Source organism: Novosphingobium sp. KACC 22771, assembly GCF_028736195.1.
Lineage (GTDB): Bacteria > Pseudomonadota > Alphaproteobacteria > Sphingomonadales > Sphingomonadaceae > Novosphingobium.
In genome coordinates, this window is record NZ_CP117881.1 from 1,774,409 (window position 1) to 1,796,545 (window position 22,137).

The following is a 22,137-nucleotide window of genomic DNA, read 5'->3' on the forward strand; positions in this document are numbered from 1 at the left end:
TCTGCATCAGGAAACCGGATCGCATGCATCTCCGCCACGCCTTGTTGACCATGACTTTCGTGGCTGCCTCCGCCTCGGCCCAGCCTTTGCCGCAGAGCCCGACGGTGCCCGAAACCGCCAGTGGCACATTGCCATCCGGCGCAAAATGGGCCGCGCAGGTTCCCCCCAACTGGAACGGCACGCTGCTGGTGTGGGGGCGGGGTTATTCGGCCCGGTTGAGCGCGCCGGAACTGGCGCCCGCCTATGTCAAAACGTTGCTGCTGGACAAGGGCTATGCGCTGTTGGCCAGCGATTATGGCGCGGCGGGCTGGTCGCTGGCCGAGGCGGTGCCTGCCCAGACCGCGGCGATTGCCGCTTTTGCCCGGACCTATGGGCGGCCCCGGCGCAGCATCGCATGGGGCAATTCGATGGGGGGCCTTGTCACCACCGCCTTGGCCGAGGCGGCAAGGCCTGCGGTAGATGGAGCCATCGCCTTTTGCCCGTCGATCGGCGGCGCGGTGGGGATGATGAACATGGCGCTCGATGGGGCCTATGCGCTGCGCACGCTCGTGCCTGCCGATGGTTTGCAATTGACCGGCATCGCCGACGATATGGCCAATGGCAAAAAGGCCGAAGGCGCGGTGCAATCCGCGCTGGCCACGCCGCAGGGCAGGGCGCGTCTGGCGCTGGCGGGCGTGTTGGGCGGCATTCCGGGCTGGACCCGGCGCGACCACCCGCGCCCCGCCGAAGGGGACGTCGAGGCGCAGGTTGATGAGATCGGGGCGGCCTTTGCCATGGGCGTGTTCTTGCCCCGCGCGGATCAGGAAAAGCGCAGCGGCGGGGTGTTTTCGTGGAACACCGGCGTCGATTATGACGCGCAATTGGCTCTTTCGGGTCGGCGTGCTTTTGTCGAAGCGCTCTATGCCAAGGCAGGTCTGGACCTGACGGCGGATCTGGCGCGGCTGAATGCGGGGGCGCGGGTGGCGGCCAAACCTGCGGCGGTGCGCTATATGATGGCGCATTACACCCCCACGGCACAGCCCAAAGTCCCGCTGCTGTCGGTTCAGGCCATCGGGGATGGGGCCACCTCACCCTCGCTGCAACGCGCCTATGCCGAGGTCGCGCCTGCCGCCATGTTCAAGGCCATGTGGCTGGAGCAAGCGGGCCATTGCGGTTTTTCCGCCGAGGCGATCCTGGCCTCGCTGCGAGCGCTGGAAAAGCGGCTTGACACGGACGTTTGGGATGAAACGACGCCCGGATTTGTCGCCCACACGCCCGCGCCAATGCTGCGGCCCTGTTTGCGGGGCCGCAGCTGTCGCTGATCAATCCATATGTTTGCGCTCGATGCTCCATCCGGGGGAAACGCAAAGGCGGCAGGCAGGGCCGGTAAAAGTCCGCCCCGCGCTCTTGTCCCCGCGCAATTGCCATTCCAGCCAATCGACCGAAACCTGCGCCACCGCGCCGCCATAGGGTTTATAGAATGTGCCGCCATGGCCAACCGGCAGATTGACCAGCACGGCGGGAACATGGCTGATCCGGGCGTAATCGTCGGTGCCGTTGGGATAGGCAATGTCGCCCGGCCCACCCAGAATATAGATGATCGGCGTGTGAATGTCTTTGAGCAGCGCCTTGGTCACGTTGATCCCGGAAATCGGATTGCTGCCATCGGCAAAGACGCCGCTGTTGTGGATCAGCACGGCGTGGATGCGCGGGTCGCGCGCCACTTCCAGCGCCTGCAGCCCACCGCAGCTATGGCCCGCGACGGCAACCTGTCGCGGATCGATATGGCCCTTGAGCGGGCTGCCCGTGCGGGTATTTTCCTTCAACGCCCAATCAAGACCAGCCAGCACATCGGCGCTTTTGGTGGGCGAATCCAGACGGCGCGGCGCACCGGGGATTGGCTCGGGCAGTTTCTCGGTGGCGGTCGGCCCGGACATGATGCGGCCGGGCGCGATCACGATATAGCCGTGGCTGGCGATTTCCAGCAGATGCTGGCGCGCGCTTGCGCCGTCCTCCTGACACCCGCCATTGCCCCAGAGCATGACGCCCAGTTTGGCAGCCGGGAGAGTTGCGGGGCGATAGATCACATGCGCAGGAAGGCCGGCATTGACCTCCATGATGGCGGGATAGGGGCCGGAGCCGGGAATATTGGGCAAGTTGCGCGAGGCGATGCGTTCCGCCTCCTGCGCCGCGTTGAGGGCGGGGGCCAGTGGCGGGGCAGGTGGCGGGGTTTGGGCCATGGCGGCGCCGGCCAGCGCGAGCAGCCCCGCAGCGAGGGGAAGGCGAAAATGAGTCATCCTTGTCTCCTGTTGTATCCGCGCCATGTTTGCCTATTTTTCAACGAATGACAACGCTTGCATTGCAGCATTGGAATGGCATCATCACTTTTTCCGTGGTGTAAGAGGGCAGGGGCGCTTGCGCCTTGCGAAGAGATATAATATTGCTATTCCCAATAGCAGAATGTCAGGATGCTTTCGAAAGGCTGAGCGCATGGAATTCACGAGATTGAACCCGGTGACGGGCGATGTTGCCTCGTCGGCGTTGGCGATGCAGGCGGGCGAGATGGCGGGCATTGCGGCGCGTGCTGCGGCGGCCCAGCCTGCATGGGGGGCGATGGGGCCGAATGCGCGGCGCGCGGTGCTGCAAAAGGCGGCCGATGCGCTTGCCAGCAAGAAGGATGAGTTCGTCGCCGCGATGATGGGCGAGATCGGCGCGACCGCCGGTTGGGCGATGTTCAACCTTGGCCTTGCCGTTTCCATGGTGCGCGAGGCCGCCAGCCTGACCACCCAGATTTCGGGCGAAGTGATCCCCTCCGACAAGCCCGGCTGCCTGGCCATGGCGCTGCGTGAGCCGGTGGGTGTGATCCTGGGCATTGCGCCGTGGAATGCGCCGATCATCCTTGGCGTGCGCGCGATTGCCACGCCCTTGGCCTGCGGCAATGCGGTGATTTTGAAGGCGTCGGAACAGTGCCCGCGCACCCACGCACTGATCATCGAGGCCTTTGCCGAGGCCGGTTTCCCCGAGGGCGTGGTCAATGTCGTGACCAATGCGCCTGCGGATGCCGCCGATGTGGTGGGCGCGCTGATCGACGCACCGGAAGTCAAGCGCATCAATTTTACCGGCAGCACGGCCGTGGGCCGCATCATCGCCAAGCGCGCGGCCGAACATCTCAAGCCCTGCCTGCTTGAACTGGGCGGCAAGGCGCCTTTGGTGATCTGTGCCGATGCGGATCTTGACGAGGCGGTCAAGGCGGCCGCTTTCGGCGCCTATATGAACCAGGGCCAGATCTGCATGAGCACCGAGCGGATCATCGTGGTCGAGGCCGTGGCCGATGAATTTGCCGAGAAATTCGCCGCCAAGGTCAAGACCTTGACCGCAGGCGATCCGCGTCTGGGCAACACGCCGCTGGGCGGGGTGGTCGATGCCAAGACGGTGGCGCATTGCCTTTCGCTGGTGGACGATGCCGTGGCCAAGGGCGCGACCTTGCTGACCGGCGGGGAAACCACGCTGAACGTCGTGATGCCCGCGCATCTGGTGGATAAGGTCACGCCGGACATGAAGCTGTTCCGCGATGAAAGCTTTGGCCCCGTCGTCGGCATCATCCGCGCGCGAGACGAGGCGCACGCGATCGAACTGGCCAATGACACCGAATATGGCCTGTCGGCTGCGGTCTTTACGAAGGACATCGCCAAGGGCCTGCGCCTTGCCAAGCAGATCAAGTCGGGCATCTGCCACATCAACGGCGCGACCGTCCATGACGAGGCCCAGATGCCCTTCGGCGGCGTCGGTGCTTCGGGCTATGGCCGCTTCGGCGGCCGTCAGGGCATCGACAGCTTCACCGAAACCCGCTGGATCACCGTCGAAACCCAGGACGGGCATTTCCCCATCTGATGGGCAAGGGTCTGATTGCGGCGGGCCTTGCGCTCGCCGCTTCGCCTGCGGTGGGCCAAGGCCCCGCCGCCCCAGCGCCCACGCTCGATTATGCGTTCACCGCGCGCATCACCCTTGCCCCGCCGGTTGAGCAGGGCGAGGTGGCGGGCGGGCGCAAACGCTTTATCGCCATCACCGGCGGGACCGTTGATGGGCCGATGCTGAAGGGCACAATCATGCCCGGTGGCGGCGATTGGCAAACGATCATGCCCGGTGGCCTGACCAAGGTGGAGGCGCGCTACTTCATGAAGAGCGCCGATGGCACAGTGGTCGAAATCACCAATCCGGGCGTGCGCGTGGCCAGCCCGGAGGTGACTGAAAAACTGGCCAAGGGCGAAAAGGTTGATCCCTCGGCCTATTATTTCCGCACCACGCCGCGCTTTGACGTCAAGGCGGGGCCGCAGGAATGGCTGGCCCGGTCAGCCTTTGTGGCGCGCGGCATCCGCATGCCCGACCATGTGGTCATCGACTTTTACATCGTGCGATAAATGAGCTTTAAATTCTGGGCGCTGTTTTAAAACAGCGCCCTTATTTCCACTCGGCGGCGCGATTGGTCGGTCAGGCCATCGGCGTCCTTGTCGTTCGTCGCGCTGCCGCTGGTGTCGGTGGCGGTCTCGATGGTCATGCCCGGCATCAGGCGGCGCAGCGTTTCGGCAATCGTTTCGGCGCGCTGTGCCGCCAGTTCCGCACGTTCGGACATGGCGCGGCCTGAAATCACCTGAGGCTGCGTTGCGGCAAAGCCGGTGACGATCAGCTTTTTGGGATGGGCGGCGTTGATCCAGTTGCCGGCCTGTTCGATCAGATAGTCGCCGTATTGATAGACCAGAAAGTCATTGCCGAATTCGAAATAGACTGGGAACACGCGCTCGGCATAGGGTCCGGCGGGCACCGGGCGCGCCACTGATGAGGGCGTGATGTTGCGTTTGGGCAGAACGAAGCGGCGGCCCGGATAACCCTCGGCAGGCAGCATGTGGCGCGTGCAGGGCATGTCGTACAAACGGCTGGTGCGCACCGCATCCAGCACCACTCCGCCGCAGGGCGTGGTCGGGGCGGCGGTTACGATCCCCTCCACCATCACGCCATAATTCCAATCCGGCTTGTGCGGGCTGAGCGAGACGTCATAGCGCGTGCCTGTCGCCGGATCGTCGGAGAGCCAGCAGCCCGACTTCTTGCCGCTGTCGGCATCGCGATAGATAGGGCAGGCGATGAAGCGCACCGTTTCGGCGGCCGCCGCCGACAAAGGCGCAACCAGCGCGGCGGCGGTAAGGAAAAAGCGAAACATCACAGCGCACTCATCATATTGGTGAGATCCTGCTTTTCCTGCTCGGTATAGCCGATGTTGTAGCGGCGGTCGTAATAGTCGACGATGCCGCGCAGATCCTTGGCCAGACCATTGGAGAAATAGGGCGCGCGGGCGGAAAGCCCCCGCATGGATTGCAGCGTGATCTTGCCCACATCCGCGCAGCGGCCTGTGGTCATCGCAAAGCCGGGGTCCATGGTCAGGATCACGCGGCCATAGTGGGGATGCGGCGCCTTCAGGCAGGTGATGCGGAACAGCGGCAGATCGCGCCACGGGTCGGCAAAGGGCATGGTGGTGCTGCCCAGATCGACTTGCCCCGGGGCCACGTCATTGCCCATCTGGCTCATATTATGGCAGAAAACGCAGGAATTGCGGACCGGATTGCCGAAACCGATGCGCGAATTGATGCCCGCCGTATCGGTGATAAGGAACATCTTGTCACGAAACACCCGCGCCCCGCGCGCCACCGATTGGCGAAAGGCCAGTTGCTCGGGCGTCAGCGTCTTGGCGTCCTCGGGGCTGATCTTTTCCCATTTGGCAAATTCGCTCCACACCGGGATGCCGATGCTGCCCAATGCGCCGGGGTGCGAATTTTTCAGCTTCATCGGCCCGCCCTCGGCGCCCATGCTGTCGAGCGCGCCTGCCTGCTTGCTGACCTGTTGGGCGGTGTAGACGCGCATTTCAAAGTCGCGGATTTGGGCGATCTGCTTGGCGTTTAACCCGCGCGCAAATTGCAGATGGCCGTGCGCGGCATCCTCCATCTGCATCCGTAGATTGCCCGCGCGATTGTCGCTCATGATATTGCCCGACATCATCGAGCCATCATCAGGATCGCGGGGTAGGGCGAAGCCCTGTTTGGGATCGAAGGGAAAGCCCACGGCCAGTAGATATTTCATATTCGCCACCGGCCGTGCCCGCCGATAGACCGAGATATTGCCCGCCCCCGGCCCATAATTCGGCCCCGAATTACAGCCATTGGGATCGCGCACCACCTCAATGGTGAAATCAGGCGTCACGGGGCGCCCGTTCCATTGCCGCACCGGCCAGGGCAGTTGGATGCGGAACAGGCCGCGCTCGATCAGCAGCGAATGGGATTCGCGCTTGTCCTGCGGCAGGCTGGGGCAATTGGCGCCGTCGATGGCGGCAAAGAGCGGGTCCTTGCCCTGCGTCTTGCTCCAGCGCTCGGCTGCGGTGGCTGCCGAAATGCTCATAGCGTCCGCGGGTTGATGGCATGTGACACAGGCGCGGCCATTGGCGCCAAGGGGCTCGAAAAACGGATGGCCCTTGGTGGCGATGGGGCCGCCATCGACCAATACGCGCAGGGTACCGTGATTATTGGCATAATCAAGGCTGGCGGGAAATACGCGCCCTTCGCCCGGCGACCACCAGCGCTCGGGCGCGGTCGCGCCCAGTTGGCCGACAAGCGCCGCCCCCGCCACGCCCGCCACCATCAGGCCAATCTTGCGCATATTTCCCGCTTTCCCTTGCTTATTTGCCGAACACAGCCTTGAGGCGCAGCCCAAAGGTGCGCGGGGCGCCATAGATGATGCCGCCATCCGCGCTGGACGCATTCTGAATCTGCGAGGCGATGTAGAGCTTGTTCGTCAGGTTCTGGACAAAGGCTTCCACCTGCCAGCCATGGTGGAAATCCAGCGTGACCCGCGCATCGAGCAGATCGCGCCCCGGCACCAGTGTGGCGATGCTCGGAAAGGGGGTGGCGTATTGGCTCGACACATGGCTCCATTGCAGGCGCGGCGTGGCGGTGATGTCGCCGCCCAGCGGGATTGCATATTGGATGCCGCCATTCAGCGTCAGCTTGGGCGAGAAGGGCAGGGTGCGCCCTTGCGGCACAAAACGCAGGTTGGTCGGGCATCCGGCATCGGTTCCGGCCGCATTGGTGTCGGAAATACAGGCGGCATTGCTGAATTTCGCATCCAGCAAGCCCGCGCCCATATTCAGGCCCAGACCGCCGAACTGGCCCGTCACTTCCAGCTCGGCCCCCTTGGCATGGCCGCCCAGCGCGTTTTGCGTGACGGGCAGGCCGCCCACAAGGCTGGAAAGCTGGATGTCCTTGTAAACCGAATAGAACACATCGCCATTGACCCGGAGATGGCGGTCGAGGAACTGGGTCTTGAAGCCCGCCTCATAGACGAAATTGCGCTCGGGGCTGAAATTGGGCGTGTTGGGCGTCAGGTTGACGCCGCCCGCCTTGTAACCCTTCGACGCCGAGACATAGAGCAGGCCGTCGCGGTTCAGGTGGTAATTGATCCCCACCTTGCCGGTCAGTTGATTGGTGGAAATCGAGGAGGTAAAGGGCAGGGTGAAGCCCGCGCCGGGCACGGCAAAGCGGGTGTAGACCTGACTGTCCCAGCTATAACGCCCGCCGACCACCACTTCGAGCCGGTCGTTGAAATGATAGTTGATCTGGCCAAAGCCGGAATAGGTGGTGTTCTTGGCAGTGGTGATGATCGAGCTGGTGCTGCTGACAAAATCGCGAACGTTGTTGTTGTCGCGCAGCAGCGTGACCGGCACCTTTTCGTCCATAAAGAACGCGCCCAGCACCCATTGCAACGGCCCCTTGTCGGTGGAAAGCAGGTTCACTTCCTGAATGAAGGTCTGGAACTGGGTGCTCGACTGGCTGACGCGGCCGACATTGGCGGCGGGCGGGCGCGGGGCGGCGGTAGCGGTGCGGTCGCCGTCGGTCTGATCCTGCGTCTTGCCGTCCTGCCAACTGGTCAGCGTGCGGAACTGCACCCGATCGGTCAGATCTACGCGGGCATCCATCGCCAGACGATAGCCGTGCTGGTTGAGATAGGAGCGCGCGTCCTCCTCGATTTGGAAAGGGTTGCTGGTGACGGCATCATTGCGGTTCTTGATGGCGATGCTGTCGCTGCGCGAATTGAAATATTCGGCGCGCAGGTTGAGGTCGAGCGTGCCGTCCATGCCCCGCACGCGCAGATTGGCGCGCACAGCGTCCATTTTCAGATTGCCGGGCTGGCTCTGAGCGTTGGCAGCGATGTTTTTGGTATAGCTGTCGCGCTCTTCATGCACATAGGCCAGACGCAGCGCGACATTCTCGCCGCCGATATTGGCCGCCGTTTCCGCGCGATAGCGGCCGTAATTGCCCACCGTCAGATTGGCCATGGCGTTCAGGGCATCGAACTGTGGCTTGGGTGTGCGGACATAGATCGCGCCGCCGGTTGAATTCTGGCCGGTCAGCGTGCCCTGTGGCCCGCGCAAGACCTCGATGGAGGCGATGTCATAAAAGCTGATGCCGATGAATTGCTCATGCGGGATGAGTTGTCCGTCGATGTAATAGGCAACACCGGGGTTGGACGTGGGCGCGCTTTGCGCGATGCCCACGCCGCGAATGTTGACGAAGGTGGAGCGGTTGACGGTGTTAATCGCAATCGAGGGCGCAACCTGCTGAATATCGGCCAGATTGCCCACGCCCTTGCGCTGCAGATCCTCGGCATTGAGCACTGTGGCCGAGATGGGAACCTGTTGGAGGCTTTGTTCACGGCGCTCGGCGGTGACGACAATGTCGGCCAGACCGGTATTTTGGGGCGCGGCGGGAGCGCTCTGGGCCAGGGCGGGCCCGGCCACACCGGACAGCAGCAGCGCAAAAATGGGCGCATGGCGCCTGCGAATATGGATCATGGCATCCTCCCTTTATCTGTTGACGCCATGTCTATGCAAGGGCTTGCATCATGTCAAGATTGTTCTCTCTCATACGCTTTTGCCGCCCGCGATCCGCGCCAACCGGCCATCGCGCAGACCGCCGCCGTCGCCATCATCGCCAGCGCGAGGCGCCATGATGAAATGGGCGCAATCAAGCCCAGCGCCAGCGTCGCCCCCGCGCTGGCCAGCATTTGCGTGGCGCCCGCGATGCTGGTGGCGGTGCCGGCCATGCTTTCCTCGGCAAAGACGATGATGGCCATGGCCGAAGGTCCGGCCACCCCCGCGCCCAGCCCCACCAGCACGACCGGCGCAATCAACGCGGCGGGCGTATGCAGCCCCATGCTTGCCAGCAGACCCGCCGCGCAGGCCCCCGCCAGGATCAGCCCCGTCCCAATTGCCAGCCCATAACCCCCGCGCGACACATGCCGCACCAATCGCGTACCGGCAATTGAGGCGGCGGCCACCACCAGGAGCGCTATCCCGATCCGCCGCGGATCAAGCCCTTCATCGCGCAGCAGAAAAGGAGCTGAGGCCAGAAACATGTACAAAGTGCTGCTGGCCGAAGCCATGGCCAGCGTGGAGAGCATGAAGCGCGCATTGCCCAGCAGGCGGCCCAGATCAGGCGCAGCCCCCTGCGCCCGCACAGCCTTTGCGCCATGAGGCAATCGCGGCCAGACCAGCGCCAGCACGCCAAATGCCACCACCGCCAGCACCACAGGGATCGTCCGCCACCCGGCCAGCGCCGTCAGAAAACCGCCCAGCACCGGCGCCAGCGCGGGCGAGATCAGCACGATGGTCATCAGGCTCGCCTGTCGCGCGGCGGCCTCATCCCGCCCGAACAGATCGCCCACCATCACGCGCGCCGTCACCACGCCCGCCGCGCCGCCCGCCGCCTGAACGCTGCGCGCCGCCAGCAGCATCGACAAGGACCCCGCCAGCGCGCAGCCCAGCGCCCCCAGCCCATAAAGCACAAGGCCACACAGAAGAACCGGCCTGCGCCCCAGCCGGTCCACCGCAGGCCCGGCCACCAATTGCGCCGCGCCAAGGCCGACCATGTAAATGCTGACCGTCAATTGCGCGCCATGGGCATCGGTGGCGAAATCATGCGCGATTTGGGGCAAAGCGGGCACCAGCATATGGATCGCCATCGACCCCAGCGCCGCCACCAGCGCCAGCCCCAGCATCGCCGCATTCATGCCGATTGCCTGCGCGCCAGCAAGACCAGCCCGGCACAAGCCCCTGCCAGCCCCAGCAGCAAAAGCGTGGGCGGCAGAAAGGACCCGGTTGCCTGTTTCAAAACGCCCATCAGCGGCGGCACTGTCGCCCCCGCCAGACTGCCCGCCATGTTGATGACGACAATGCCCATGGCCAGGCTTTGCGGCGCCAGCATCCGCGTGGGGATCGCCCAGAACGCGGCCACCGTGCAGCCGGTGCAGGCCCCGCCCAAAATCAGGCACAACAGCCCCGCCGCCCCCGCGCCCAACCCCCATGCGCAGACCAGCAGCACCCCGCCCAGCAAAGCCGGGACGGCGACATGCAGGAACCTTTCCCCCGTGCGGTCCGAATGGCGGGCGTTGAGCAGCAGGCCGATCGCGCTGGCCGCATTGGGCAGCGCGACGATGATGCCGGTTTCGGTCGAGGTCAGATTGCCCATGCCTTTGACCACCTGGGGCAGCCAGAACATGATGCCGTAATTGCTGGCCAGAATGCAGAACCATATGGCGGCGCAGGTCCAGCCCACCTTGCTGCGCAGCACAGCCCAGCGCTCGCCGCCCGAGGGGGCCTTTTGCGCGCCGCGCACATGGGCGGCGATCCAGGCGCGCTGCTCGTCGTTCAACCAGCGCGCGTGGTCGGGCGTATCGGGAAACCAGAGGTAGGCAAACAGCGCCAGCGCCAGCGCGGGCAAGGCTTCGGCGATAAACATCATCCGCCACGGCGCGATGCCCCACGGATTGGCCCAATCGAGCAGCAGGCCCGACACCGGCGCACCGATCACCTGCGCCACATTGATCGACATGATCGGGATGGCAAGGATCGCCGCGCGATGCCGCTCGCTCGCCCAGAGGCTGAGATAGAGCATCAGGCCCGACGAGAGGCCCCCTTCGGCAAACCCGATGGCGATGCGCAGTGCATAAAGTTGGCTATTGGTATGAACCAGCGCCATGCTGGCCGAACAGATCCCCCACACCGCCGTGATCGCCGCCAGCCAGCGATGCATGCCGATAGCCTCATAGAGCAGCACGCTGGGATATTTGGCCAGCATATAGCCGATGAACAGCACCCCCGCGCCAAACCCGTATTGCGCGGGCGAAAGGCCCAGATCGCGGTTCATGGTCAGCGCGGCAAAGGCGACATTGGTGCGGTCAATCGCCCCGATCAGGATATAGAGCGCGCAAGGGACCACCAGCCGCGCGATGACTTTCGCGCCGATGGTCTGTTCCAGCGCGCTGTTGGCGGATTGATTCATGGGCTCTCCCTTATGCTCTGCGACATCTGATAGCGCTTGCATATCCCCGCGTCGAGCCTCTTTGCGCCTGTCATGCATGCTTGTGAGAGGCCGCGCCCAAGGCTAAGTATAGGCGCATGAACGAGCCTTCCACCCGCAATCCCACGCTGGATGATGTTGCCGCGCTGGCATCGGTTTCCACCGCCACGGTCAGCCGCTATCTCAACAATCCCAAGGTGGTGGCCTCCGCGACCGCCGAACGTATCCGCGATGCGATTGCCCAGACCGGCTATATTCCCAATATGCTGGCGGGCGGGCTGGCCTCGTCCAAGTCGAAGATGGTCTCGGTGCTGATCCCGCATCTGACGGATTCGATCTTCAATGATACGATCCAGACCATGGCCGAGGAATTGGCGGGGGCGGGGACCACGGTGATGATGGGCCTGACCGGGATTGCGCCCGAACGCACCGATGAGATGATTTTGGCCGCGATGGGGCGGCGGGTCGATGCGATCATTTCGACCGCGCCGCTGGGGCCGCAGACGCGCGAACTGGTCGAACGCTTTCCCGGCCTGTTCATCCAGATCTGGGAATTGCCGGAAAATCCGCCGGGCATTGCGGTGGGCTTTTCGCACCGTGATGTGGGGCGCGATGTGGCGCGGTTTCTCCAGACGCGGGGCTATCGCCGTCCCTTGCTGGTGACGGCGCAGGGGGTGCGGGCGCGTATGCGTTCGGACGGTTTTATCGAGGAATGGCAGGATCTTGGCGGCGGCGAGGTGGCCCAGGCGCAGGTCGATATCCCCTCGCGCTTTGGCCATGCGCGACGCATCTTTGCCGATATGCGGCGGATGGCGCAATTGCCCGACGTGGTGGTCTGCGGCTCGGATTATCTGGCGCAGGGCCTGATTATCGAGGCGCAGGCGGCAGGGCTGCGCGTGCCCGATCAACTGGCCGTGATGGGCTTTGGCAATTCGGCGCTGGCCGGGGCGATGCGGCCCACGATCACCACGGTGGACATTGACGGATCGCGCATCGCCCGCGAGGCGATTGCCGCCATCCGCCACCATGCCACCGGCGCGCCGCCGATTGCGCGCAGCATCGATGTCGGCTTTCGCCTGATCGAGCGGGAAAGCGCTTAAACCTCGTTGAATTGCAGCTCGATCTTCACCCCATTGGGGTCCAGCAGATTGAGCTGCGTCACCTCGCGCCCCTGCAGGCGCGCCTCGCGGAAATCGACGCCCCGCGCGGTCAAATGGGCGCGCCATTGCGCCAGCCCGGCGCAGGCCAGCGCGAAATGGTCGAGGCGACCTTTGACGCCAATATCGGCCACCACCTCATCCCCGGTCGGCCCGTTCACATGGATCATCGGCACGCCATCGGCATAGAGCCACAGGTTTTGCGCCCGCCCATGGACCGATCCTGCCGGGCCGCGCTGCATGCCAAGGCAATCCTCGTAAAAGCGCAGCGTTTCCTCGAACAGGGGCGTGCGGATGTTGATATGGTCGATCTTCAAAATCCGCATCGCCTTCAAGTCCTTATGGTTTAATCGCCGTCTTAGTCGCGCGGCCGCGACAGGCGGGGCGGCTGGGCCGAGGCGGCAGGTCTATGCGCGGCCAGCCAGGTCTGTCCAGCCACATTGAGCTTCACCGTTTCCACCTTGTCGCCCAACCAGACCAGCGTGTCATTCTTCGCGCTCCACGGTTTCCACGGCATGGCGGGCGTGTCGGGCGATCCGGTGTTGGCTAGCGCCAGCAGCGCTTCCATCATCTGTTTCGACAGGGTGCGGTCCCATTCAGTCCACTGGCGGGTCGGGCGTTGCCAGTTATAGGCGTCCTGCGTGCCGAACCAATAGGGGATGTCGGCGGTGTGATAGGCGCCCACGGTGGCGGTGTCCTGATCGGCCAGTTTGACGCCCGGAATATAGGGATGGCGGCGGGCATATTCGTCGATGAAGACCGGGACGTTCTGGGATGCGGTATCAACCGCGCAGGCCCGGGCCGAGGCGGCCAGATTGGCATCCTGCGCGGCGCGGCGGGCGGCGCTGCGCACATCTGCGTCGGTCTTGACCGGATAGAGCTTCAGGAAAGCCGGAGCATCGGCGCCAAACAGCTTTTGCGCGCCCGCCTGATATTCGGCCACGGTTTTTGCGCCCGTTATGGCGTCAAAGCCAAAGGCCATGTCATCCTCGTTGAACGAGGCGACCATCGGCACGTGCGTGAAATTGCCGCCCGCCACGGCATCGGCGGCCTGTTGCGGCAGGACGCGGCCATCGACGATCGGCCCGTTGATCCGCACGCCCGCAACCGACAGACCCAGTTGCGATTCCGATTGCGTGGCCAGAATACGATCCGCCGCCATGGCGCGCATCTCGCTCAGGCTTTTCGCGCCCAGCTTTTCCTGAAACGCCAGACCGATCTTTTCCGCATCGGCCAGCGTGGGCTTGGCTCCGCGCAGGTTGCAGCCCGAGGACATCACCGCCGCGCGGAACAGCCCTCGCGCCGCCGGGGCCAACACCTGCGCCGCCACCGAGCCTGCGCCCGCCGACTGGCCCATGATCACCACCTTGTCCGGGTCGCCGCCAAATTTGGCGATATTGTCGCGCACCCATTGCAGCGCCAGCGTCTGGTCCATCAGCCCATAATTGCCCGATGCGCCGCCTTGCTCTTTGGTCAGTTCAGGATGGGCCAGGAAGCCCAGAGCCCCCACGCGATAGTTGAAATTGACGAAGACCGCGCCTGCCTTGGCCATGGCCTCGCCATCATAATTGGCCATGCCGGACGAGCCGATGGTAAAACCGCCGCCATAGATGAAGACGACCACGGGCCGCTTCTCGCCCGCCTTGGCGTTGGTCCACAGGTTGAGCGTCAGGCAATCCTCGCCGGTCGCTTCCTCGCCGAAATAGTGGTTGATGTCATGCGGGCGCAGTACCTGAATGCATGCCGGACCCTTGCGGTCGGCGTTGAAAATGCCGGTCCAATGGGCGGGCTTGGGCGGGGCCCAGCGCAGATCGCCGGTGGGCGGCGCGGCAAAGGGCACGCCCAGATAGGCCCGCACCCCCGAGGCCAGCGCGGTGCCCGCCACGCGGCCGCTGCTGGTTTCGATGGGGTCCGAGGGGATCGGTTGCATCGAGCGGTCGGCGGCCTGCAAGGCGGCGGCGCCTGATGCAATCGCTATCATGCTTGTGGCAAAAGCAATGCCCTTCATCACATTCTCTCCTGATTGGGGAAGGCCGCGCCTGCTTCAGACGAGCGGGTCGCGGTATTTGGCCTGTGCATTGAGGCGGATCGGTGCGTTGACGGCGCCATAGCCATCATAACCGCGCCGCTCGACCACCTCGAAAAACACGCGCTTGGCCACGGCGCGGGTGTAGAACTGGAAATATTCCGCCTCTCCGTCGCGGTCATAGAGAATGTTCAGCCGCTCCATCCGCGCCAGAAGTTCGGGATCGAGGGCATATTTCGCCTCCAGATCCTCGTAATAATTGGGGCCGATATCCAGCACCGGCAGGCCCGCATCGGCGGCGCTCTGGGCTGCGGCAAACACATCATCGCAGGCAAAGGCGATATGTTGGACGCCCGCGCCGAAATACGCCTGAATGAAGCGCGAGGAGAGCGACTGCACTGCCATCGAGCCGTTCAGGGTAAAGCGCAAAGCCCCATCGGCGGTCTCCACCGCTTGGCTGTAAACCAGACCCATCGGATCGGCGATCTCAAGTTGGGGCGTCTTTTTCACATCCAGCAGCGCGTGATAGTAGAGCAGCCAGCTCAGCATTTCCTCATATTGCATGGTCTGGGCAATATGATCGACGCGGGTCAGCAGGGGCGCGGCGGGGGCGGGCTCGACGGCGCGCGGAAATTCATCGGCCCACATCGCCGCGCGCGTATCGGCATCGACCAGATAGAGCAGACTGCCCCCCACGCCGCGCAGCGAGGGAATTTCCCATTCATCCGGCCCCACCGGCTGAGCAAAGCGGGGAATATCCAACGCCTCGGCGCGGGCCAAGGCGGCCTCTTGATCCGGCACGGCAAGGCCGATGGCGCAGACCGAGCCGCCGTGGACGATATCGAAACTATGCGCCAGACCTTCGGGTTCGGAATTGACGACAAGGTTGATGTAGCCCTGCGCCCAGCGCGTCACGTCCTTGCTGCGATGCTGTCCCACGGGCGCGAAACCCAGCGCGCGGAATACGCGGGCGAAATCCTCGGCTTCCTCGTGGGATGCGGCAAATTCGATGAATTCCACGCCCTTGGGCGCAATGCGCGGCGGCATGGGCGAGGGGCGTTTCAGCAAACGCGTCGCCTGATCCTCCAGCAGGCGCAGCGAGCGATGCCCGTCGCGGGCCACCTGATGCGCGGACCCGGCGCGGAAACGGTCGTTGAAAATCTCAAGGCTCCACCAACCGTCATAGCCGGTGCGCGCAATCGCGGCGGCCCATTCGGCCAGCGGGAAATCGCCTTGCCCCGGCATACAGCGGAAATGGCGCGACCAGTTGAGGTAATCCATGTCCAGCATCGGCGCATCGGCCACCTGCACGATGAACAGCTTTTCGGGCCGGATGTCGCCGATGCTGGCCGAGGGAATGCGGCGGGCCAGCGAATGGAACCCGTCGAGCACAAGACCGATGGCCGGGTGATCCACATCGCGCACCAGCGCCCAGCTGTCGCGGTGATCAGCCACATGGCGCCCCCACGCCAGCGCCTCATAGCCCACGCGCTTGCCATGGGCGGCGGCCATCTCGCCCAGTTCATGGAGATCATCCAGCATCCTCTGGCGATCATCCATCGCGTGGGGCGAACAATTGGAGCAGAGCAGCACCAGATCGGTGCCCAGTTGCTCCATCACGTCGAACTTGCGCTTCATCCGCTCAAAAGCGCGGGCGCGCAGATCGTCGGGCAGGCCCTCCAGATCGCGGAAGGGCTGAAACATCGTGCAGGCCAGATCCAGCTCGCGCATCAGCGCGCCGATTTCGCGCGCGCTCTCGGGCGCGGAGAGCAGGTCGTTCTCGAAAATCTCGGCCCCGCCATAGCCCGCCTCGGCAATGGCGCGCAATTTATCCGAGAGCGCCCCGCTGATCGAGACGGTGGCGATAGAGGTCTTGAATGTCATCGCCTTGCCCTTCTCAGTTCGCGTCTTGTTCAAACTTGGAAAAACTGTCCCACATTCTTTGCCGGTCGGGGTTCAGGCCGGTGAAGATGCGGAAGGCATCCACCGCCTGACCCACCGCCATGCCCCGCCCGGTCATGGTGCGACACCCAAGGGCCTTTGCCGTTTTCAGCAATTGTGTTTCGAGCGGGAAATAGATGATTTCCGAAATCCAGTGGTGGGGCTGCAACGCCTGCGCCGCGATGGGCATGCCGGGGAATTTGGCCATGCCGATGGGGGTGGCATTGACGATCCCGTCCACATCGGCGGCGGCCTGCGCCGCATCGAGGGCCACGCTGGCGCGCCCCTCGCCATAGGCGGCGGTCAATTGCGCGCGCAAAGCCTCGGCCCGCGCCGGATCGGTGTCGGTCAGCACCAGATGCGCCACGCCATTCAACGACAGCAGCGCATGGGCCGTGGCCGACCCCGCCCCGCCGCAGCCCAGTTGCAGCACGCGCTCCAGCTTCTCGCCCGCCATCCGGTCGCCAAAGGCATGGGCAAAGCCGGTGACATCGGTGTTATAACCAATCCGCCGCCCATCGCGAAACGCTACCGTATTGACCGCGCCGATGGCCGCGGCCTGGGGCGAGAGTTCATCGAGCAGCGGGACAATCGCCTGTTTGAAGGGGAAGGTCACATTGACCCCGGCAAAGCCCACACGTTGAACCGCATCGAGCGCCGCGCCCAACTCATCATCGCCCCAACCGCGGTCCGAAAAATCCAGCAGCGAATAGACCATATGCAGGCCCTGCGCCTGCGCCTCGCATTCCTGCATCCAGGGCGTGCGACTTTCCACAATACCGCGCCCCAGCAGCCCGGCCAGCACGCGCCCCTTGCCAATGCCGACCATTGCGGAAGGAGAGGGGGAAGGGGCAGGCTGTGTCATTGTATTTCCTATCAAAAAGACCCGCCCCGGAACACTCCGGGGCGGGGCAGGGGAGGATCAGAATTTGGTCCGCAGACCGATATTGACCACACGGCCCAACGGGTTGGCGTTGAGGCCGTCATAGCCGACCGCGCCGTTGGTGGCGAAAGCGTTCACGAAGGGCGGGGCAGAATCGAACAGGTTGTTCACATCGACATAGAATTGCGCTTCCTTGGCGATGCGCAGATCCTTGAACGTATAGGCCAGATGCAGGTCCACCGTGGTAAAGGGTTTCACATAGTCGCCGCCGCCGGTCGGCACGCCATTGGTGCGCACCAGCGGATTGACCACCGACGAGCCCCAATAGGTGTAGCTGCCCAGATAGTTGACAAACACATCGGCGCTGAGCGGACCCTTGTCATAGCCGATATTGGCGCGCCCTTCCATCTTTACGCTGGGGAAGGTGGTGTTGAAGCCCGAGGTGCCCAGCACGCTGAACTTGGCGCCGTTCGCGCCGAAATACTGCTCGAACTGCAACTTGCGGGTAAAGGCGCCGCCGATGTTGAAGCGGCCGATGGGCGTGTCAAAGCGATAGCTGGCCGCCACGTCCAGACCCGCCACGTTCAGGTTGAGCGCATTCTGCTGCTGGAAATTATAGCTGTAATAGACCGGGTTGTTGATGACGCCGGTCTGGGGCAGGCCGGTGCCCAGCGCGGCAATCTGGGCCGGGGTGGCGCCGGCGGGATAGAGTTGCAGCAGATAGGACAGGTCCGCCGAGCCCAGCGCCAGCGGGGCCTGAGGCGCGGTGATGCCGCCGCGCAGCTGGTTCTTCCAATAGGTCACGCTGATGCGCAGGCCCGGTACCTGAACCGGGGTGAGGTCGACGCCCACACTCCACGCCGTACCCTTTTGCGGCTGAAGCTTGCCGTTGCCGCCCGTTACCAGCACGCCGTTGGTGCTGGGGCCAAGCGTGCAGGCCGTGGCCGAGCAGGTCACGCCCGGAATCGAGGTGATCGAGGGGAAGCTGGCGATCGAGATCGTGGGCGAACCGCCCGGAATGCCGCTGGGGATGATGCCGGAATAGCCGGACTCGCCCGTCAGGCCGGTGCCGTTCGACCCGATCGAGGTCAGCGCCGGGGCCACAAAGCTCTTGGCCCAGTTGGCGCGGAACTTGATCCCGCGCACGGGTTCAAAATTCATCGCCAGCTTGGGATTGGTCGTGCTGCCAAAATCGCTGTAATGGTCAAAACGGCCCGAGATATTCAGGTCAAGCAGCTTGATGAAGCTGTCCTTGATCAGCGGGACATAGAGTTCGCCATAGGCCGATTGCACATTGCGGTTGTAATGGGTGTTGAACGCCTGCGAAGACTGGCTGGCGATGCCCAGATTGTTGGCGCGGATGTTGTACTGATCCATCTCATAGCCCATCAACTCGCCGCCGATGGCGATCTTGGCCGGGCCAGCGGGCAGGTCGAACAGGTCGCCCGAGACTTTCAGATAGGCATTGCGCATGATCTGGCGCGCATATTGGAACTGGCGGTTGTCGATCAGCGCCGCCTTGGTGGCCGCCGACGTGCCATTGCCCCACAGGTCGATGGCATTGGCCGTGGTCAGCGCCTGCGTCACCGATTGCGAGACGCCGTTGATCGCGGCCGAGGTAAAGCCGTTGAGCGCAAGGTTGAACACCGAGGCGTTAAGCTGGCCGACGTTGACCTGAGTCGAGCTGTCGCTGCCATAGACACCGCCAAGGTTGACCTGCCACTTGGGGGAGAGGTCATAAATGGCATCGGCGCGGATTGAGATGTCCTCGGCCGTGCCGGTGATCGTGGCGCCGGGGCCGAACATGCCGTCCGCGTTCCAGTTCACCGTGTAGGTGTTGAGCGGGGGCACGAAGGCGGTTGTGGCGCCCGCGCTGGTTGTGGCCGAGGCGACCGATTGGAAATAGGGATTGATCGAGCGGCCCACAGGCGGCGTCGAGCCATTGCCATAGATCGTGCCGCTGGCGCTGCCGCGCGTCACATTCTGGACGTTGCGGCGGTTTGAATAGATGAAGTCGGCATAGAGATGCAGCTTCTCGCCCACATCCTTGGTGATCTGGGCATAGACATTATGCCGCTTTTCCGAAGGCAGCAAATCCCAGGCCGAGGTGGGATCACAGCCGGTGGCGGTGAAATTGCCATAGCTGGTATAGGTGGTGGTGCCCGACGTGATCGTGGGCGTGTTGCAGCGGTTCGGCGTGAAATTGGTGCCCCCCCGGCCGCGCAGGTCGGCGCTGCTGGCATAGGGGCGCGATGCGGCGGCAAGATTGGAGCGATCCGAATAATTGTACGAAACCAGCACGCTGCCCGTGTCATAGGTCTGGCCCCAGAGCAGGCCTGCGGTCAGCGAATTGTAGCCGCTGGCAAAGCCCTTCTGGACATTGGCCTCAAAGCCGTTGACCTTTTTGCGGGTGATGAAATTGATCACGCCCGCCACCGCGTCCGAACCGTAAACCGAGGATGCGCCATCGGCCAGCACCTCGACCCGCTCCAGCGCCATCGGGGCCAGAATGTTGGGATCGGCCAGCACGTGGTTGATGCCGCTGGTGGGCAGGCGGTGGCCATTGATCAACACCAGCGTCGAGTTCGAGGCCGAAGCGCCAAGGCCGTGGATGGTGGGCGCGTTGGTGCCCGAACCGTCCGCCGAACCAAAAGCGCCTTGTCCCGCACTTTGCAGGCCGACAACCGAGGGGACGGTCTTGAGCACCTGCTGCACGGTCTGGGCGCCGGTCGCCTCCAGATCGGTGCGGGTGACGGTAACAAGGTTGGAGCCGACCGGGGCCACGCCCTTGATGCTGGAACCGGTAACGATGATTTCGGCATCGACCTTGGCCTCCTGTGCATAGGCCGACTGGGCGCAGGCCAGAGCCATGGCAAGCGCAGAACTCTGCGCAATGATACGCATTTTGAATTGCATGATTGTCCCCTCCCGAGGGTGTTGGTTATCTTTGTGAACTAACCGGTACATTCATTAAATGCGGGCGTCAATAGACCTTGACGCCCGCCATCGCTCTTCAAGCGATTTTCACCCGCTCCACCGGGCCCAGCACGATCAGATAGGCCAGCGTCCCGATGATCCCCAGCGCGCCGATATAGGCCAGCGCGCCATAAAAGCTGCCCGTGGCGCCCACCGCAAAGCCGACCACCAGCGGGGTGATGATACCAGCCAGATTGGTGAAAAAGTTGAACAGGCCCGCCGTCAGCCCCATCATTTCCTTGGGCGCGACATCGGACAAAAGCGTCCATCCAAGCCCGGCCAGACCCTGACCGAAGAAGGCCAGACTCATGACCGCGATGACGGCATTGTTGCTGTCCATGTAATTGGCCGAAACCATGCTGGCGCACAGCAGGAGGCCCGCGATGATCGGCACCTTGCGTCCGATGGTGGGCGAGCCGGTCGCGCGGATCAGCCAGTCGGAAAACACCCCGCCCAGCATCACCCCCGCCGCCGCCGCAATATAGGGCAGCGAGACCAGCCAGCCCGACTTGATGAAGGTCATGCCCCGTTCCTCGGCCAGATAGGACGGGAACCATGTCAGGAAGAAAACGAGAGTGGAGTTGGAGCAGAACTGGCCGATCGAGGCGCCCGCGATCTGGCGCGTGGTGACCAGTCGGCGCACATTGGCCCAACTGAAAGCGATGGGGGCGGCGCCGCCCGAAAAGCCGCCGCCGGCCGCGATCAGGCCGATTTCGGCTTGATTCGCATCGCTGTCCTGCGGCTCGCGATAGAGGCGGTGGAACAGGAAGGCGAAGGCGATGCCCAGCGCGCCGACCACGAAAAACAGCGAGCGCCAGCCATAATGGGCCAACATCCAGCCCAGCACCGGGATCAGCAGGCCCAGCCCGATATATTCGCCCACGGTGTAAACCCCGGTCGCCTTGGCGCGCTCATTCTGGGGGAACCATGTGGACAGCACGCGGCTGTTGGCGGGAAAGCAGGGCGCCTCGGCCAGGCCCAGCGCGAGGCGGGCGGAAACCAGCCCGGCAACGCCCGTGGCCAGCCCGTGCAGCGCCGTCATCGCCGACCACAGGCCCAGCGAGAGCGCATAGGTCAGGCGCGTGCCAAGGCGATCCAATACATAGCCGCCCGGAATCTGCGCCAAGGCATAGGTCCATGAGAAGGCAGAGAAAATCAGGCCCATCACCTCGGGCGTAATATGCAATTCCTTGACCAGTTCCGGCTTGGCCACGCCCATCACCGAACGGTCGAGATAATTGATGAGGGTGGCCGTGGAGATCAGCGCAAGGACGGTGAGGCGCTTGGTCGTCGGCTTCATTGCGCACGCTCCCGCGCCCACATCACATGGCGCACGCCAAGGGGATAGCCATTGACGCCGAGGCCCGAGATGATGCCGGTCACCACCTGCGTCATGATCGAGTGGCTGCGCCATTCGGCCTCGCGGCGGTGGATGTTGCTGATGTGGACCTCGACCACCGGGCAATCGACCATTTTGAGCGCATCGAGGATCGGATAGGCGGCATAGGTGAAGGCGGCGGGGTTGAAGACAATGCCCGCATGGCCACGCCGCGCGGCCTGGATCCAATCGACGGCTTCATGTTCCGCATTGGTTTGTCGAAAGTCGATTGTATAGCCGGTTCCGGCCACTTCGGCCTCGCACATCGCCTGCACATCGGCCAGTGTTTCATGGCCGTAAATATGCGGTTCGCGCTCGCCCAGCAAATTGAGGTTCGGCCCGTTGAGGACCAGAATCGTGCCACCCATGGCTAGTCTCTCCCTTGTTTGGCCCCGGCATAA

The 22,137-nt window shown here is 63.8% G+C and carries 17 protein-coding genes; 4 read left to right on the forward strand and 13 right to left on the reverse strand.

All coding sequences use genetic code 11. The features are described from left to right. The first annotated feature begins 23 nt into the window (after window positions 1-23). Complete coding sequence (locus PQ467_RS08105) at window positions 24-1,301, forward strand: alpha/beta hydrolase (RefSeq protein WP_274175984.1); 1,278 nt, start codon at window positions 24-26, stop codon at window positions 1,299-1,301. Here the strand turns inward: PQ467_RS08105 and PQ467_RS08110 are convergent, their stop codons facing one another. Next, window positions 1,302-2,276, reverse strand: coding sequence for a hypothetical protein (locus PQ467_RS08110; RefSeq protein WP_274175985.1), 975 nt, complete (start codon window positions 2,274-2,276; stop codon window positions 1,302-1,304). Window positions 2,277-2,469: 193 nt separating this feature from the next. On the opposite strand from PQ467_RS08110, the gene PQ467_RS08115 reads away from it, so the two are divergent. Continuing rightward, window positions 2,470-3,870 carry an aldehyde dehydrogenase gene (locus PQ467_RS08115; protein ID WP_274175986.1) on the forward strand — a complete coding sequence of 467 codons (1,401 nt, stop codon included), beginning with the start codon at window positions 2,470-2,472 and terminating at the stop codon, window positions 3,868-3,870. Continuing rightward, window positions 3,870-4,397 (forward strand): DUF3237 domain-containing protein, encoded by a 528-nt coding sequence (locus tag PQ467_RS08120; protein WP_274175987.1) that lies wholly within the window; start codon window positions 3,870-3,872, stop codon window positions 4,395-4,397. Before PQ467_RS08115 ends, PQ467_RS08120 begins: the two co-directional genes overlap by 1 nt. Window positions 4,398-4,423: 26 nt before the next feature. Here the strand turns inward: PQ467_RS08120 and PQ467_RS08125 are convergent, their stop codons facing one another. From PQ467_RS08125 to PQ467_RS08145, 5 genes are read right to left on the reverse strand one after another with little or no spacing between them, the layout of a single operon-like run. Continuing rightward, window positions 4,424-5,191 carry a hypothetical protein gene (locus PQ467_RS08125; RefSeq protein ID WP_274175988.1) on the reverse strand — a complete coding sequence of 256 codons (768 nt, stop codon included), beginning with the start codon at window positions 5,189-5,191 and terminating at the stop codon, window positions 4,424-4,426. Further along, window positions 5,191-6,678, reverse strand: a complete 1,488-nt coding sequence (locus tag PQ467_RS08130; RefSeq protein ID WP_274175989.1) for a hypothetical protein — start codon at window positions 6,676-6,678, stop codon at window positions 5,191-5,193. The genes PQ467_RS08125 and PQ467_RS08130 overlap by 1 nt, the downstream gene beginning before the upstream one ends. Window positions 6,679-6,697: 19 nt before the next feature. Further along, on the reverse strand, window positions 6,698-8,869 hold the full coding sequence (locus PQ467_RS08135; RefSeq protein ID WP_274175990.1) for a TonB-dependent receptor: 2,172 nt from the start codon (window positions 8,867-8,869) through the stop codon (window positions 6,698-6,700). Window positions 8,870-8,922: 53 nt separating this feature from the next. Continuing rightward, window positions 8,923-10,086, reverse strand: coding sequence for a Bcr/CflA family efflux MFS transporter (locus tag PQ467_RS08140; RefSeq protein ID WP_274175991.1), 1,164 nt, complete (start codon window positions 10,084-10,086; stop codon window positions 8,923-8,925). Further along, on the reverse strand, window positions 10,083-11,357 hold the full coding sequence (locus tag PQ467_RS08145; protein WP_274175992.1) for an MFS transporter: 1,275 nt from the start codon (window positions 11,355-11,357) through the stop codon (window positions 10,083-10,085). The genes PQ467_RS08140 and PQ467_RS08145 overlap by 4 nt, the downstream gene beginning before the upstream one ends. Before the next feature lie 116 nt (window positions 11,358-11,473). On the opposite strand from PQ467_RS08145, the gene PQ467_RS08150 reads away from it, so the two are divergent. Further along, window positions 11,474-12,475, forward strand: coding sequence for a LacI family DNA-binding transcriptional regulator (locus tag PQ467_RS08150; protein ID WP_274175993.1), 1,002 nt, complete (start codon window positions 11,474-11,476; stop codon window positions 12,473-12,475). Here the strand turns inward: PQ467_RS08150 and PQ467_RS08155 are convergent. The 7 genes from PQ467_RS08155 to PQ467_RS08185 form a co-directional block, all read right to left on the reverse strand. Further along, window positions 12,472-12,858, reverse strand: coding sequence for a VOC family protein (locus PQ467_RS08155; RefSeq protein ID WP_274175994.1), 387 nt, complete (start codon window positions 12,856-12,858; stop codon window positions 12,472-12,474). The two genes, PQ467_RS08150 and PQ467_RS08155, sit on opposite strands and share 4 nt — an antisense overlap. A 32-nt stretch (window positions 12,859-12,890) precedes the next feature. Then, a complete protein-coding gene (locus tag PQ467_RS08160) occupies window positions 12,891-14,540 on the reverse strand; it encodes a carboxylesterase/lipase family protein (RefSeq protein ID WP_274175995.1) in 1,650 nt (549 codons plus the stop codon). Between the two features lie 36 nt (window positions 14,541-14,576). Then, window positions 14,577-16,442: a bifunctional sugar phosphate isomerase/epimerase/4-hydroxyphenylpyruvate dioxygenase family protein gene (locus PQ467_RS08165; protein ID WP_274175996.1), complete on the reverse strand. Its 1,866-nt coding sequence runs from the start codon at window positions 16,440-16,442 to the stop codon at window positions 14,577-14,579. 13 nt (window positions 16,443-16,455) lie between these two features. Continuing rightward, window positions 16,456-17,364, reverse strand: a complete 909-nt coding sequence (locus PQ467_RS08170) for a shikimate dehydrogenase (protein ID WP_274175997.1) — start codon at window positions 17,362-17,364, stop codon at window positions 16,456-16,458. A 57-nt stretch (window positions 17,365-17,421) separates the two neighbouring features. After that, a complete protein-coding gene (locus tag PQ467_RS08175; RefSeq protein ID WP_274175998.1) occupies window positions 17,422-20,286 on the reverse strand; it encodes a TonB-dependent receptor domain-containing protein in 2,865 nt (954 codons plus the stop codon). Window positions 20,287-20,395: 109 nt separating this feature from the next. Beyond that, a complete protein-coding gene (locus PQ467_RS08180) occupies window positions 20,396-21,658 on the reverse strand; it encodes an MFS transporter (RefSeq protein ID WP_274175999.1) in 1,263 nt (420 codons plus the stop codon). Next, window positions 21,655-22,104 carry a type II 3-dehydroquinate dehydratase gene (locus tag PQ467_RS08185; protein ID WP_274176000.1) on the reverse strand — a complete coding sequence of 150 codons (450 nt, stop codon included), beginning with the start codon at window positions 22,102-22,104 and terminating at the stop codon, window positions 21,655-21,657. The genes PQ467_RS08180 and PQ467_RS08185 overlap by 4 nt, the downstream gene beginning before the upstream one ends. Window positions 22,105-22,137: the final 33 nt, after the last annotated feature.